This is a genomic window from Streptomyces sp. NPDC016640 (assembly GCF_043076215.1).
Taxonomy (GTDB): Bacteria; Actinomycetota; Actinomycetes; order Streptomycetales; family Streptomycetaceae; genus Streptomyces.
In genome coordinates this window covers 1-13,699 of the sequence record NZ_JBIBRG010000019.1, presented here as the reverse complement: position 1 = coordinate 13,699, position 13,699 = coordinate 1, and the positions used below count along the sequence as shown (strand labels likewise).

15 protein-coding genes are annotated in these 13,699 nt (G+C 71.3%); 4 read left to right on the top strand and 11 right to left on the bottom strand.

Annotated elements, in window-relative coordinates; translation table 11 throughout:
- Positions 1–13: 13 nt before the first annotated feature.
- Together ACF07S_RS30210 and ACF07S_RS30205 are read right to left on the bottom strand one after the other, a co-directional pair.
- Positions 14–751 carry a chitinase gene (locus tag ACF07S_RS30210; protein WP_391975640.1) on the bottom strand — a complete coding sequence of 246 codons (738 nt, stop codon included), beginning with the start codon at positions 749–751 and terminating at the stop codon, positions 14–16.
- Between the two features lie 143 nt (positions 752–894).
- Positions 895–1,413, bottom strand: a complete 519-nt coding sequence (locus ACF07S_RS30205) for a lytic polysaccharide monooxygenase auxiliary activity family 9 protein (protein ID WP_391966608.1) — start codon at positions 1,411–1,413, stop codon at positions 895–897.
- A 350-nt stretch (positions 1,414–1,763) separates the two neighbouring features.
- Between ACF07S_RS30205 and ACF07S_RS30200 the strand changes: the two genes are divergently transcribed.
- The 3 genes from ACF07S_RS30200 to ACF07S_RS30190 all read left to right on the top strand — a co-directional run bounded on the left by ACF07S_RS30200 (position 1,764) and on the right by ACF07S_RS30190 (position 4,088).
- Complete coding sequence (locus ACF07S_RS30200) at positions 1,764–2,312, top strand: NUDIX domain-containing protein (protein ID WP_391975639.1); 549 nt, start codon at positions 1,764–1,766, stop codon at positions 2,310–2,312.
- Between the two features lie 113 nt (positions 2,313–2,425).
- Positions 2,426–2,692, top strand: coding sequence for a GlsB/YeaQ/YmgE family stress response membrane protein (locus tag ACF07S_RS30195; protein ID WP_391966606.1), 267 nt, complete (start codon positions 2,426–2,428; stop codon positions 2,690–2,692).
- 235 nt (positions 2,693–2,927) lie between these two features.
- Positions 2,928–4,088 (top strand): amidohydrolase family protein, encoded by a 1,161-nt coding sequence (locus ACF07S_RS30190; RefSeq protein WP_391975638.1) that lies wholly within the window; start codon positions 2,928–2,930, stop codon positions 4,086–4,088.
- A 117-nt stretch (positions 4,089–4,205) separates the two neighbouring features.
- Here ACF07S_RS30190 and ACF07S_RS30185 read toward each other — a convergent pair whose 3' ends face one another.
- Together ACF07S_RS30185 and ACF07S_RS30180 are read right to left on the bottom strand one after the other, a co-directional pair.
- Complete coding sequence (locus tag ACF07S_RS30185) at positions 4,206–5,150, bottom strand: hypothetical protein (protein WP_391975637.1); 945 nt, start codon at positions 5,148–5,150, stop codon at positions 4,206–4,208.
- A 117-nt stretch (positions 5,151–5,267) separates the two neighbouring features.
- Positions 5,268–5,672: a peptidase inhibitor family I36 protein gene (locus ACF07S_RS30180; RefSeq protein ID WP_391975636.1), complete on the bottom strand. Its 405-nt coding sequence runs from the start codon at positions 5,670–5,672 to the stop codon at positions 5,268–5,270.
- A gap of 679 nt (positions 5,673–6,351) precedes the next feature.
- Here ACF07S_RS30180 and ACF07S_RS30175 point away from each other — a divergent pair.
- Positions 6,352–7,578 (top strand): cytochrome P450, encoded by a 1,227-nt coding sequence (locus tag ACF07S_RS30175; RefSeq protein ID WP_391966603.1) that lies wholly within the window; start codon positions 6,352–6,354, stop codon positions 7,576–7,578.
- Positions 7,579–7,629: 51 nt separating this feature from the next.
- Here ACF07S_RS30175 and ACF07S_RS30170 read toward each other — a convergent pair whose 3' ends face one another.
- The 7 genes from ACF07S_RS30170 to ACF07S_RS30140 form a co-directional block, all read right to left on the bottom strand.
- Complete coding sequence (locus ACF07S_RS30170) at positions 7,630–8,892, bottom strand: cytochrome P450 (protein WP_391966602.1); 1,263 nt, start codon at positions 8,890–8,892, stop codon at positions 7,630–7,632.
- Positions 8,889–9,506 (bottom strand): ATP/GTP-binding protein, encoded by a 618-nt coding sequence (locus ACF07S_RS30165; protein WP_391966601.1) that lies wholly within the window; start codon positions 9,504–9,506, stop codon positions 8,889–8,891. Before ACF07S_RS30165 ends, ACF07S_RS30170 begins: the two co-directional genes overlap by 4 nt.
- On the bottom strand, positions 9,487–9,843 hold the full coding sequence (locus ACF07S_RS30160; protein WP_391966600.1) for a DUF742 domain-containing protein: 357 nt from the start codon (positions 9,841–9,843) through the stop codon (positions 9,487–9,489). Before ACF07S_RS30160 ends, ACF07S_RS30165 begins: the two co-directional genes overlap by 20 nt.
- A complete protein-coding gene (locus tag ACF07S_RS30155; protein WP_391966704.1) occupies positions 9,840–10,259 on the bottom strand; it encodes a roadblock/LC7 domain-containing protein in 420 nt (139 codons plus the stop codon). Before ACF07S_RS30155 ends, ACF07S_RS30160 begins: the two co-directional genes overlap by 4 nt.
- A gap of 119 nt (positions 10,260–10,378) precedes the next feature.
- A complete protein-coding gene (locus ACF07S_RS30150) occupies positions 10,379–12,163 on the bottom strand; it encodes an ATP-binding protein (protein ID WP_391975635.1) in 1,785 nt (594 codons plus the stop codon).
- A gap of 468 nt (positions 12,164–12,631) precedes the next feature.
- Positions 12,632–13,531, bottom strand: a complete 900-nt coding sequence (locus ACF07S_RS30145) for an NAD-dependent protein deacetylase (protein WP_391975634.1) — start codon at positions 13,529–13,531, stop codon at positions 12,632–12,634.
- Positions 13,494–13,699 (bottom strand): hypothetical protein (locus ACF07S_RS30140; protein WP_391975633.1); only part of this gene is annotated, 206 nt, incomplete at its 5' end. The genes ACF07S_RS30145 and ACF07S_RS30140, both read right to left, overlap by 38 nt.

Here is a 13,699-nt window from a genome sequence, read left to right as displayed (position 1 = left end):
GCCGGGGCCGCACTCAGCAGCCGAGGTTGCCGCCGGGCTCGACGCCCAGGAGCTGCGTGAAGCGCCGGTAGTTGTCGATCCGGCTCTGCACCTGCGCCGGATTGCCGCCGTTGCACTCCAGGCTGCCGTTGATGGCGCGGATGGTCTCACCGAACCCGGCGCCGTCGACCATGGCGTCGTGCGGTGTCATCGTGCCGGGCCCGCTCTGCGTGTTCCAGTACCACAGGCCCGTCTTCCAGGCGACGGACGCGTCGTTCTGGACGAGGTCGGGATGGTTGAGCAGGTCGATGCCGAGGGCGTCGCCCGCGGCCTTGTAGTTGAAGTTCCAGCTCAGCTGGACCGGGCCGCGTCCGTAGTACTCGTCGTTGCCGGCCGGGCAGCCGTAGGGCTGGGCGGCGTCGCAGTAGTGCGGGTAGTTGGCGGTGTTCTGCTCGACGACATGGGCGAGCCCGCCGGTCTCGTGGCTGACGTTGGCGAGGAAGGCCGCGGCCTCCTGCTTCTTCACGGTGTCGCTGCCGGTGTTGGTGAACCCCGGGTAGGCGCTCAGGGCGGCGGTGAGACCGCTGTAGGTGTAGAACGGGTTCCTGTTCGGGAACATCTCGTCGAACTGCGCCTCGCTGACCACGAAATCGGCGGCGGCGGCCTTCGTGCCACTCTTCTGCGCGGCGGCTGCCGGCGCGAGCGTGAGGGTGCACAGGGCAGCGGCCACACCGGTGGCGGCTGCCCGCAGTGGGAGTTTGCGGGGGAGCACGGTGTCGGGTCTCCTGCTTCGTCGTGGGGGGGAGGACACGTGAGAGGGCGGGCGTGGGCCCGCCGCGAGTGGGCGCCTCGCCCGGACGGCGTACCGTGGTTCCGGGAACGGGCCGCCCACTCGGACGTGCTTCGACCGGGCGGTCAGCCGCCGACGGTGACGTCGATGCAGGCGTAGAACGCGTTGACGGTGTCGGCCACGTTCCAGACGGCGAGCACCTTCTGACGGCCGGTGAGGCCGCCGAAGTCGACCTGGTGGTTCACCACTTCGCCCGGCTGGGCCCCGCCGTCGTCGAACAGCGCGATCCGCTGACCGCCGACGTAGTACTCCCACGTGCTGGTCGAGTGCCGTGCGGTGAGCTTCCACGAGAACGTGGCGTTCTTCGGAACCGGCGTGGCGACCCAGCCCTTGCTGTCGTCGTCGAGCTCGGCGAAGCGGCTGTTGCCGCCGCTGCAGCCGGTCAGCCCCTTGGGCCCTTCGACGCTCTGCGGTTCGTAGGTGATGTCCCCGCAGGAGACCGTGCCCGCGGCGCACTGGGCCTGACGGCTGGGCGGATCGGAGATGTAGCCGTGGGCGCTCGCCGGGGAGGCGGGGAGGCAGACGGCGACCACAGGGGCGAGAGCCGCGCCGATCAGCGCGGCCTTCTTCTTGTCGGTACGCATGGGAAACTCCTTCACTTCGGATCGTCGCCGGGTCGCGTGGGGTCATGAGTGGGGGGACCGCACGCGGCAGGACGACCGCTCGTGGGTGGGGCCAAGAGGCGCGAAGGTGGCGCGCACTCACCGTCCTCGCGGGGAAGTGGTCGGGGCCCGCGAAGGATCAACTCCCGAAACGGAGCGGCGAGTTCTGTTGGACTAGACCATACAAGCGGTGAACGTGGCCGTGTCAAGGGTGTGAAAAGACGGCGTTCCCGGGGCGTCAGGGCCCTGGTGGGACGGCTGGTCACTGCCGCCCGCCCGCCCGCGACCACCGGAGCGGAGTCGCGCGGTGGCGGTCCGGGCAGGAAGGAGGCATGCCACTTCTTCCGGATGTGCCACCGCTCGTGGCCGACGACCGCGGCAACGCCCTGGTGTCCTTCGTACGCGGTACCGAGGAGGTTCTCCCGCGGGACGCTCCGCTGGAGGCCGCACTGGTCGCCGTCCGGCGGGCCGACCGCGTGCTCATGGTCTTCGACCGCCGGCGCCGGGACTGGGAACTGCCCGGCGGATGCGTGGAGGAAGGCGAATCACCGCGTGAGGCCGCCGAACGCGAGCTGGTGGAGGAGAGCGGCCAGCGCACCGACGGTCCCTTGCGGTTCATCGGCTACGCCGGCTTCGTACTGGCACCCGACCGGCGGGCCGAGTACGCGGCTCTGTTCGCGGGGCGCACCACCACCATCCGCGGTTTCCGGCCCAACGACGAGATCGCGGCTCTCTGCTGGTGGAACCTGCGGGACGCGCTGCCCGGCCGTGTGCAGCCCCTGGACGCCTACCTCGCCCGCCTCGCCCACGTCACGGGCGACCGGGCGGCGTCTGCGAACGGCGCGCCCGCCGCTGTCAGGCGTCCGGGCCGGCGGCCGTAGCCGACCGGCCGTCACCTGTCGGCCCGTCACGCGAAGGAGTTCCCGACGGGCAGGCGTATGAAGGCGTTCTCGTGGTAACCGGAAGCAGAGCACGCCGAATCGAAGGAGTTATCGTGTCATTTCTCTGGGCTATCATCGCGGGACTTGTCATCGGTCTGCTGGCGAAGCTCGTCCTCCCCGGACGCCAGCCCATTCCGCTGTGGATGACCGTGCTGCTCGGTATCCTCGGCGCGGTGGTCGGCAATGCCCTCGCCTCCGCTTTCGGCGTCCGTGACACCGGCGGTATCGACTGGATCCGCCACGTCTTCCAGATAGGCATCGCGGCCGTTCTGATCGCCTTCGTCACGCCCCTGTGGACCCGGCGGCGCCACCACGCCTGACCGGCGGCATTTCCAGGTCGCATCCCACCCCGCCGGCTGGTCGCCGGCGGGGTCCGGTGCGTCCGGGGGCTTTTTGGCGGCCACTGTGTCCGGCACCCGGCGCCGGCTGCGGGCCCGAGGAGGGACGACTGCTCCGTACGGCGGAATCCGTCCCCCCGGCGGAGCAGGCCGGCGAGGCGGCGGTCCCGCGGCCGGGTCACCGTGGCGGCAGGACACAGCCCAGGAGGACGTACGGATGTCGGATTCGACGCAGCCCTTGAGCCGGCGCGGACTGCTCATAGCCGGTGGTGCCATGGCGTCCGCGGCCGTCGCCACGGAGAAGTCCCGTGCCCTTGCCTGGGAAGCGGGCGGGCCGGGCGTCCCCGACGGGGACGACGACGTCCGGCGGACGAAGATCGACGTCCACCACCACTTCACCGCTCCGGCATGGGTGGACTGGGCGGAGCGCGAAGGCCTGCTGCGCCGGGAGGAACTGCAGTGGTGGGCACGCTGGGAGGCGGACTCCACACTCGCCCTGATGGACCGGGCCGGGATCGCGACCGCCGTCCTCAACCCCACCATGCAGGACCGGTACCGCTCCGCAGCGCAGGCCAGGGAAGGGCTCTCCGTCCTCTTCGGGGCACTGACCGACCTGACGCACGAGTACCCGGGCCGTTTCGCCTTCCTCTGCCCGGTTCTCCCGGACCACCCCGAAGTCAGCACGTGGGCGCTCCGACGAGCCGTGGACGAACTCGGTGCCGTCGGAGTGAGCGTGAAGGCCAATTACGGCGGCGTGTACCTGGGTGATCCCTCGTACGACCGGTTCCTGGCCGAAGTCGACGAACGCTCCGGCATTCTGTTCACCCACCCGCTCGATCTTCCGGGCAAGCCACCGGGGTCGCCCACCGTCCCCGGCATCCCCAATTTCATGTGCGATTTCCTGCTGGACACCACGCGTGCCGCCGTCGACCTGATCAGGGCGGGAACACTCGACCGCTACCCCCGTCTGTCCGTCGTCCTGCCGCACGCCGGCGGGTTCCTTCCCCAGATCGCCACCCGCCTCGAGGCGTTCGGCGACTTCTGCGTCCCGCCCCTCGACGCCTCCCGGGTCCGGGACTGCCTCCACCGCTTCTACTACGACACGGCGGGCCCGCTCGCCCCCGCGTGCACCCTGGTGACCACGGCCGGTGCCGACCGGATCCTCTTCGGCACCGACTGGCCGGCCGCCTCCGCCGAGATCATCGACCGGTTCACCGTGCCGGCCGTCGAGACCGACCACGCCTTCACCGATCACCAGCGCCGAGGCATCTACCGCGACAACGCACGGCGTCTCATGCCCACGCTGCCGAGACCCGCCCACACGAGGCCCGGGCCGCGCGAGCACGCTCCCGAACGCCCCCTCGGTGCCGGAAAGTAGACGGAACCGGCGCTCGCGGCCGCCTCGTGGGGCGCGCGAGCATGCCGGGGCGTTCGCATGGACCCCGCCGTCCGGGCGCGGGCCGAGGCGATGAGCGGCATGCCCGGGGAGCGGGAGTCATCCGGTTCCGGCGAGGGCCTTGTCGGCGGCGGCGAGCTGTTCGCGCTTGTGCTCCTTGATCCGTTCGAGCCGGTCGCCGCCGGCCGCGAGCGCCTGCCGCTGGAAGGCGGCGTCGACGGCGTACCAGGTGCCGACCACGTTCGTCCGCCGCTTGCAGATGACATCGGCCTTCGCCACGGCGATCTCCCGGGGGGAGGCCGTGGGGCCGCCGAAGGCCTTGTCGTTCATGGCCTGCCACGGGTCCCGGTAGCGGTGACCGTGCTTCTCCATGCACGCGGACCACTGGGCGAGGACGCTCCGCACCCGGGGGTCGTCCTTCGCTCTGACGACGCTGTCCGTGTTGATACGGCGGATCGGTTCGGCGTCGCCGAGCTCCCCGTCTCCCGCCAGGGTGCGCTGCGCCTCGCCCACGCAGCCACCCTCGGGAAGGGGACTGCCGCGGTACGTGCGCGTACCGGAGGTCCCTCCGGGGCCCGCCGACGCGGTGCCCTCCCCGGAGCGGGAGGGCCGTGGTCCCAGGAGCACCAGCAGGTGCGCCTCGGTGAGGTGCGGTCCCTCCGGGCGGGCGGTGGTCGCGCCGGGCAGGTGATATCCGCTCTCGGCCGCCTGTACCGAGTCGGTCAGGCCGTAGCGGCGCTCGGTGCGGGAGCGCAGCGGATCGCTCCCTGTTCGCGCGGGTGCCCGGTGTCTCAGACCGAAGCGCCGCATGCAGGTGTCCGTGAGAACGTTCTGCGCCCGGGCGAGCCGGCTCGTCTCCGCGGCGCGGAACTGGTACGGGTCCAGCGGCAGGGGCAGGTCCGTGGCGTCGAGCACCCGGGGGACGGTGTCCACGGCCGGGCGTCGGGCGCCCCGGTCCCCCTCGGAACCGGGAGGGGCCGGCGAGCAGCCGACGACCCCGAGGAGGAGCACGGCGGCCACGGCGGGAAAGTGATCGGTGCGCATGTATCCGTCTCCGGCGCAGGGAACCCGCGGCCCGGCGGGTGGGGCCGGGCCGCGGCGGGAACGCGGTGACTCGCCTCCGGGCGACTCGCCGCACCGGTCCGGGTCGCGACCGGTCGGTCAGACCCAGTTGAAGGAGGCGTTGTCGTTCCAGGTCCTGACGAGGTTGCGCGAGCTGTAGGCCGGAACGTCGTCGTACGGCCCGCCGTAGTTCTCGTTGTAGTACACGCGTGCCGTGGTGTACCAGTTGTTGAGTGCCGAGGCCGAGTTGTTCTTCACCCGCTGGCCCCGGCCGGCTCCGGCACTGAGGAACACATCGGAGCCGAAGTCGGCCGTGATGGCGTAGTAGTCGTGGAACGAGCCGCCGAGGTTGCTGTCCCAGTAGAGGCAGAGTTCTCCGTTCGAGCCGGTGTCGCACACTCCGTTGTGCCCCGTGTCCGCCTGAGCGGCGCCCGCGGTGCCGAGCGTGCCGGCCGTGGTCGCCGCGATGAGCGCCCCGGCAACGGCCAACCTTCTGAGGAACATGGGATCTCCTTGGTCTGTGTCTCGTCTCGGTGGACCTGCTGGACTCCTCCTGTGGCTACCCCCGGCGCTCCGTCGAGAAGATCCGGCCCTGGCTGGAACACGGGTTCGAAGGCTGACAGGTCAGCGCATGGCGCCGAACATCCCTCAATGGTGTGGATTGACTGCGGTTTCCCCGTGCCCGAGAAGCCCTCACGGGGGCACGAGGCCACGGAACCGTGCCCCGCGGAGAACGACGGACCTGCTCCTGGTGCGGCATCAGCGCTACGACAACGACCGGGCCCACTGCCGGCTGCGCGAACAGGCGTGTACGGCGGTGCCGGCCGTCCTGGGTTCCCGGGACGGGGACCCGTCGGACCGAACCGGGGGCGGCAGGACCCGAGGACCGCACCCGGACGCCTCTCGCGGCGCGTGACGCGCCACGGAAACGACGGGAAAGACGCTCGGAAACCTTGACAACCCGCGCCACTCGATGTTTTTGACCGTGCCGGCACACGGCCGGCCACGCGAAACCGCGGAACATCGGCGTCCACCCGGCGGTCCCGCCGGCCACGGCGTCACACGGGGGGTACTTCTCGGCCAAGGGCGGTCCATCGGTCACCAAGCGGGCCGGGCCCCTGTCTCGTTCGACCGTTGATCAATAATCTTGTGCGGTACACCTGTTACCGACTCAGGGAGCCCCATGTCCACCGCGCAGCAGGTCCCCGACATTCTCTCGGCCGAGTTCGCCGCGGACCCGTACCCCGCCTATCGCGTGATGCGCGAGAGTGCTCCTCTCATCTGGCACGAGGCCACGCAGAGCTACATCGTCTCGCGGTACCAGGACGTCGAGCGAGTCTTCAAGGACAAGGAGGGCCAGTTCACGACCGACAACTACGACTGGCAGATCGAGCCGGTGCACGGCAGGACGATCCTCCAGCTCAGCGGCCGCGAGCACGCCGTACGGCGCGCCCTGGTCGCCCCCGCCTTCCGCGGCAGGGATCTCCAGCAGAAGTTCCTGCCGGTCATCGAGCGCAATTCCCGTGAACTCATCGACGCGTTCCGGCACACCGGCTCCGCGGACCTGGTCACCGACTACGCGACGCGCTTCCCCGTCAACGTGATCGCGGACATGCTGGGCCTCGACAAGGCCGACCACGCCCGCTTCCACCGCTGGTACACCTCGGTCATCGCCTTCCTCGGCAACCTCTCGGGCGACCCCGAGGTGGCGGCGGCGGGGGAGCGGACCCGGGCCGAGTTCGCCGAGTACATGCTGCCGATCATCCGGCGGCGCCGGGACGACCTCGGTGACGACCTGCTCTCCACCCTGTGCGCCGCCGAGGTCGACGGCGTCAGGATGAGCGACGAGGACATCAAGGCGTTCTGCAGCCTGCTGCTCGCGGCCGGCGGCGAGACCACCGACAAGGCGATCGCCGGCATCTTCGCGAACCTGCTGCTGCACCCCGACCAGCTCGCCGCCGTCCAGGAGGACCGCACCCTGATCCCGCGCGCGTTCGCCGAGACGCTGCGGTACACCCCGCCCGTTCACATGATCATGCGCCAGTCGGCGACCGAGGTGGAGCTGAGCGGCGGCACCATCCCCGCCGGCGTCACCGTCACCTGCCTGATCGGTGCCGCCAACCGGGACGGGGACCGCTACGCCGACCCGGACCGGTTCGACATCTTCCGCGACGACCTCACCACCACGACCGCCTTCTCCGCCGCCGCGGACCACCTCGCCTTCGCCCTCGGCCGGCACTTCTGCGTCGGTGCCCTGCTCGCCAAGGCCGAGGTCGAGATCGGCCTGAACCAGCTCCTCGACGCCATGCCCGACGTACGGCTCGCCGACGGCTTCGACCCCGTGGAGGAGGGCGTGTTCACCCGGGGCCCGCAGACCCTGCCGGTCCGGTTCACCCCCGTCACCGGCTGAGAGGGCCCGCGGACACGGGCCCCGGTGCCGGGGCCCCACCCGGGCCGTGCGTCACTGCACGACCGGTGTGAACTCCACCGGCAGCGACATCAGGCCGCGCATCCAGATGGACGGACGCCACGTCAGCTCTTCCGGCTCCACCGCCAGGACCAGGTCGGGCAGCCGCTCCAGCAGGGTCTCCACGGCCGTGCGCGCCATGACGTCCGCCAGCAGCGGCGCCGGGTACGGGCAGCGGTGCTCGCCGTTGCTGAACGACAGGTGCGCCGCGTTCTCCGCGCCGACGTGCGCCTCCGGCCAGATCTGCGGGTCGGTGTTGGCCGCGGCGAGGCCCAGGACCAGGCAGTCACCGGCCCGGATCAGCCGTCCGCCGAGCTGGGTGTCCCGCACCGCCCAGCGGCCGATGAAGTTCTGCGTCGGCGTGTCCAGCCACAGCACCTCGTTCAGCGCCTCGCCCACGCTGAGCCGGCCGCCCGAGACGTTCAGCGCGAACCGCGCGTCGGTGAGCAGCAGCCGCAGCGTGTTGCAGATCCAGTTCGCCGTCGGCTGCTGGGCCGCCGCGATCACCGAGATCAGGTCCTGGACGATCTCCTCGTCCGTCAGCCCCGCCGGGTGCTGCAGCATCCGCGAGGTGACGTCCGGGCCGGGCTGCTCCCGCTTCTCCTTCACCAGCTGTGTCAGCCGTGCGGCCACCCGCCCGTACGCGGCCACCGGGTCGTCGCCCTCGGCCGCGTCCAGCGAGATCCGCAGGTCGTCCACGAGCTGCTCGGTGTCCGCGCCACCGAGAGGCATGCCGCACACCTGCACCACGGCGCGCGCCGGCAAGGCGTGCGCGTACGCGCTCATCAGCTCCGCCCGGCCGCTGCCCGCGAAGGACGCGATCAGCTCGTCGGCGATGGCCTGGCAGTCGCGGGCCAGCTCGAACTGGTCGACGCCCTCCAGCGCCTCGGTGATCACCCCGGCTCGCCGCTGGTGTTCCTCGCCCTCGGTGAACAGCACGGAGGGCTGGTAGCCGACGAACGGCAGCAGCGGCCAGTCCTGCGGGATGTTCGGCCACTGGTTCCAGCGCCGGGAGTCCCGTGCGAACAGCTCGTCGTGACTGGTCACGTAGCTGACCTCGGAGTAGCCGAGCACCAGCCAGGCGGGGATGTCGCCGTCGAGCAGGACGGGCGCGACCGCGCCGTGCTCCCGGCGCAGCGACCGGTACAGCTGGGACGGCGTCTGCTGGTACTCGAGACCGCCGAGGCGCACCTGGCCCGTGTGGGCGGGGCAGCCCGGGGGAGGCGCGCCGGCGGAAGAGGATCCGGTGTCGGTCACAGTGTCGTCTCCTGGGCCATGGCCAGTTCGTAGAGGTGGTCCACGAGGGTGATCAGGACGTCCTTCCCGGACTGCCGCACCCGTGCGTCGCAGTCGATCAGCGGTACGTGCTCGGGCAGGGCCAGCGCCTGGCGGATCTCGTCCAGGGAGTATCTGGTGGCCTCGTCGTCGAACCGGTTCACGGCGACCACGAACGGCGTCTTGTGGTGCTCCAGCCGGTCGATCGCGTACCAGGAGTCGTCCATGCGGCGCGTGTCGACCAGCACGACCGCGCCGAGGGTGCCGGAGAACAGCCGGTCCCACAGGAACCAGAAGCGCTCCTGACCCGGCGCGCCGAACAAGTAGAGCACCATGCGCTCGTTGAGGCTGATCCGTCCGAAGTCGAACGCCACCGTGGTGGTCGTCTTCCCCGCGACCTCGTCGGTGTCGTCGACACCCACGCCGGCCTGTGTCATCACCTCCTCGGTGTTGAGCGGCCGGATCTCACTGACCGAGCGGACCAGGGTGGTCTTGCCGACGCCGAAACCGCCCACGATGACGATTTTCAGGCCGGTTTCGGCGGCATCGGCCAGGGGCGTGCGCTGGGAAGGCAGCTCAGAGGTTGCGGAGCCCATGGAGCACCTCCTTGAGAAGGTCGGAGTCGGGAAGCGAGGCGACGGACGCGGCCGCGCGGGGATGACGGGCGGTGATACGGCCGGTGGCGAGCAGGTCGCCGAGCAGGATCCGGACCACCGTGATCGGCAGCTTCAGCTCCGCGGCGATCTCGACCAGAGCGGTCGGGTGCCGGCACAGCTCGAGGATCCGGGCGTGCTCCGACTGCATCCCGGTCGTGGGTTCGCATTCACTGACGACGAGGGTGACCAGGTCGAACGCGTCGTCCGCACGGCTGCGTCCGCCCGTGACCGTATAGAGCCGGTCGGGTTCACCGGTGTCCACGGGCCTGCGCATCACGAGTGGGTACTCCTCCGGAGGGGCTGGCGGGGTTCGGCTCGCAGATGGTCGCCGATCTGCTCGACCAGCTCCGTCATCTGGTGGCCGACGACACCGGGGTCGGCGTTCTCCTCGGCGAGCAGCGCGAGATGCGCTCCCTCGCCGGCCTCCACGATGAACAGCAGGCCGCCGTGGAACTCCGTCATGGAGTGGCGGACCCCGCCGGTCCCGTCGCCGAACTCGACGGACGCGCCCTGGGCGAGCGCCTGGATGCCGGAGCATATCGCCGACAACTGGTCGGCCTGGTCCTGCGTCAGGTGTTCGGTCCAGCACAGCTTCAGGCCGTCCCGGGACAGGACCAGGGCGTGTCGTGTGCCCGGGGTGCGCTCCAGCAGGTTCTGTAGCAGCCAGGTGAGGCTGTTGTCGGTGGTCTGCATGGTGGGTGATGGGACGGTGGTGTCCGGGTCGCCGGTCACCGGCCCGTTCCTCCAATCTCACGAACTCAAGCGACGGAAGTGGGCGCCGTGACCCCGGGCGCCGAACGGGAAGGATGGGGTTACGGGGCGGACGGCGACCCGGGCTCCGCTTCGGGCGGGGTACCGGGCTGGCCGGCGGCGCTCCCGGACTGGCGCCCGCGGTGGAAGGCGCCGAAGCTGGAGCCCGCGTCGCGTGCCGTCGCACGCCCCTCGGCGGCGGCCGTGCCGGCCTGCGCGGGACCGGCGGCGGTGTCCCGGCGCTGCTCGCGCTCGCGCTCCGCCTCGGCCATGGTGCGGCCCGGCATGCGCACGGGCAGCCCGTTCGGTGTCGCCCCGCGCGACGGCTGGCGCGAGGGGCTCTGCTCGGGCGACTCCGCGCGGGCGGCGGGCCGTTCCCGGACGACTGTTCGCGGGGCGGGTTCGGGCCGGGGAGGCGTCACGGGCGGTGTGACGGGGGCGGGCTCGGCTGCCGGCGCCGTGACGGCGGGCCGCGACAGGGTCTGCGCCGGCACCGGGTCGCGCTGCTGCGCGAGCAGCTGCGGCGGGATCAGCACGACGACGCCGGTTCCGCCCCGCGACGACGGCCGGTAGTTGACGCTGATGCCGTACTTGACCGCCAGCCGGCCGACGACCGCGATGCCGAGCCGGGTGCCCTGCAGGGAGGCGAGGTCGGTCATGCGCCCGGACACCGCCTCCTCGGCCCGGCGCATGGCCGCGGGGGCCATCTTCAGGCCGCTGTCCTCGATCGTGACGACGATCCCGGCACTGCGCTCCTCGACGTAGACGTGGACCTCGTCGATCGGCGGCGAGAAGTTGGCGGCGTTGTCCATCAGTTCGGCGAGCAGGTGCATCACGCCCTCCGCGGCGAACCCGGAGAGCGCGGCGGTCGTCGAGCAGTGCAGCCGCACCCGCTGGTAGGCGGCGATCCGGCCGACCGCGCCGCGCAGGATGCTCTCCATCACGATCGGCTTGTTCCACGCGCGGCTGGAGCGGCCGCCCATGAGCAGTGCGAGCCGGTCGGTCATCAGGCCGAGCTGCGAGGTGGAGTGGTCGAGCTTCAGCAAGTCGCCGAAGATTTCCCCGTCGTACCGCTCCTGCATCTCCCGGAGGTCGGCGAGCATGCTGACGGCCTTGGCCTGCACCCGGCTGAGCGCCTTCGCCGAGGCGGCCTGCGCGGCGGCCGCCCGGCGCTCGCTGAGGGCGAGTTCACGGACGAACGATTCCGCGGGCCGGCGCAGCAGGGGCGTGCGCGGCCAGTCCAGCGAGGCGAGGACCGTATCGGCCGACTGGCCGTCGCGGAGCCCGGCCACGCCGGCGGGCAGGGTCTCGTTGGTGAGCCGTTCCGCCTCGGCGCCGGCCAGGTCGAGTTCCTCCTGGTGGTGCCGGCGCTCGGCGTCCAGGGCCAGCGCGTGCTGCACGGCCTCTTCCACCACGGAGGCGAAGGTGTGCATGACCTGGCGCAGTTGCGGGTCCGAGGGCGGTGTCACGGTGGCCAGGGCGTCGCTCGCGCTCGTGCCGTCCCGCAGCCGCTTGGCGACGGCGGGCAGGGTGATGTTCACCAGGTGCGCGGTCTCCGCCGACGCCTGCGCCAGCTGGGCCTTGTACCGGCTGACTTCGGAGAAGTGCTGGGTGCCGGACCGGCTGGCCCGCCGGATCAGCAGCGTGCTGACGAGGACGGTGGCGGCCACGCACAACCAGCCGGCCAGAACCGCGCCGAGGGTCCACGCGCGGGCCCCGTCGGGCGCCGCCGCGGCCGCCCCGCCCGCGGCGGCGGCACTCACCACCAACACGGCCAGAGGTACGGCCGGCGAGGTCTTGGGAGACTTCGCCGGCCGGTGCTGACTGGGCGGTGCAGGCACTGACATTCCGCGGTTCCCTCGGTCGTTGAAAGTGGAAGATATTGATCGGCCGACACGCGGACGGCCGCAGGTCAGGATGAGTACGTCAACAGGACGGCGTGCTTCCGGACTTGGTACGGGCCCATGCTAGTCATCAAGCCGACTGCCGCGATCATACGAGCTGCTTACTGGGCTCAAGTTGCAAGGTCGTCGTGAAGTAGTCGTAGCAGACCGGGGGCGGTGGTACTGGAATGAGGCCGTTTCGACGCGTCCGGCAAGGTGATCGAAAGCCGGCCGGTCCGTGGATTTGATCAACTGTCCGAGATTTATCGTTTTTTCAGAGTGTCAAGATCACGCATCAGTGGGTGGTTTTCGGTCAACTACACTTCTGTAGGAGGGGTGTGGCGGGCCGCGGTGCGTACTTCGTCCCGTCTCCGGCCCCCGGAACGGCCGGCCCGCGGTCCGCAGGGGGCGCGGCCGTCGGCGGCGCCCCGGTCAGTTTGCCGGCGGGCCGTCGAGGGAGACGTCCAGGCGGTCGGCCACGGTGGTGAGGGCGGCTCCCAGGGGGAGCGCGACCCGGGTGAGGGCGTGCCGGTCGCCGCGGGTGGGGTCCCGGTTGACGATCACCACCGGCTTGCCGGACCCGGCCGCCTGGCGGACGAACCGGAGCCCCGACATCACCGTCAGCGAGGAGCCGAGGACCAGCAGTGAGGTCGCCTCGCGGACCAGTCGGCGGCAGTGCTCCACCCGCTGCGGGGGAACGGTCTCGCCGAAGAACACCACGTCCGGTTTGAGGATGCCGCCGCAGACCGTACAGGGCACCACGCGGAAGTCCCCGACCTGTTCGTCGGTGAGGTCGGCGTCACCGTCCGGATTGATCCCGGCGGGCACCGGCGCGAAGCCCGCATTGGCCTGGGTCAGCCGCGCCGCGAGCTCGCGGCGGGGGCTGCGGGCGCCGCAGGAGAGGCAGACGACCCGGTTCAGGCTGCCGTGGAGTTCCACCACGCCCTCGCTGCCGGCGGCCTGGTGCAGGCCGTCGACGTTCTGGGTGATCACACCCGAGAGCAGGCCGTGCCGCCCGAACGCGGCCACGGCCCGGTGTCCGGCGTTGGGCCGGGCGCGGCCGAAGGTGCGCCAGCCGAGATGGCCGCGCGCCCAGTACCGCCGCCGGGCCCGGGCGTCGGCGGTGAAGTCCTGGAAGGTCATCGGAGTGTGCCGGCTCAGGCTCCCGCCCTCGCCCCGGTAGTCGGGGATGCCGGACTCCGTGGAGAGGCCGGCTCCGCTCAGCACCAGTACGCCGCCGGTGCCCAGCACGTCGACGACCGCCTCCGGGTCCGTGGTGCCCGGCGGCAGGTCCTCATCGGGGGTCCAGCTCAGAGTGGGGCGCGTGCGCATGCCGCCAGGGTACGGAAACCGCCCCGCCCCTGTCGTCGAACAGAGGTTCCCGGCGGCGCGGCAGCGGGTGGCCCGGCCGGATCTCGTGCAGGTGCACCACCAGGTCCGCCGACCTCAGCAGGTCGACCCGGTCGCCGGGCGGCGGGTAGTCCGTGCCGATCTCCCGTT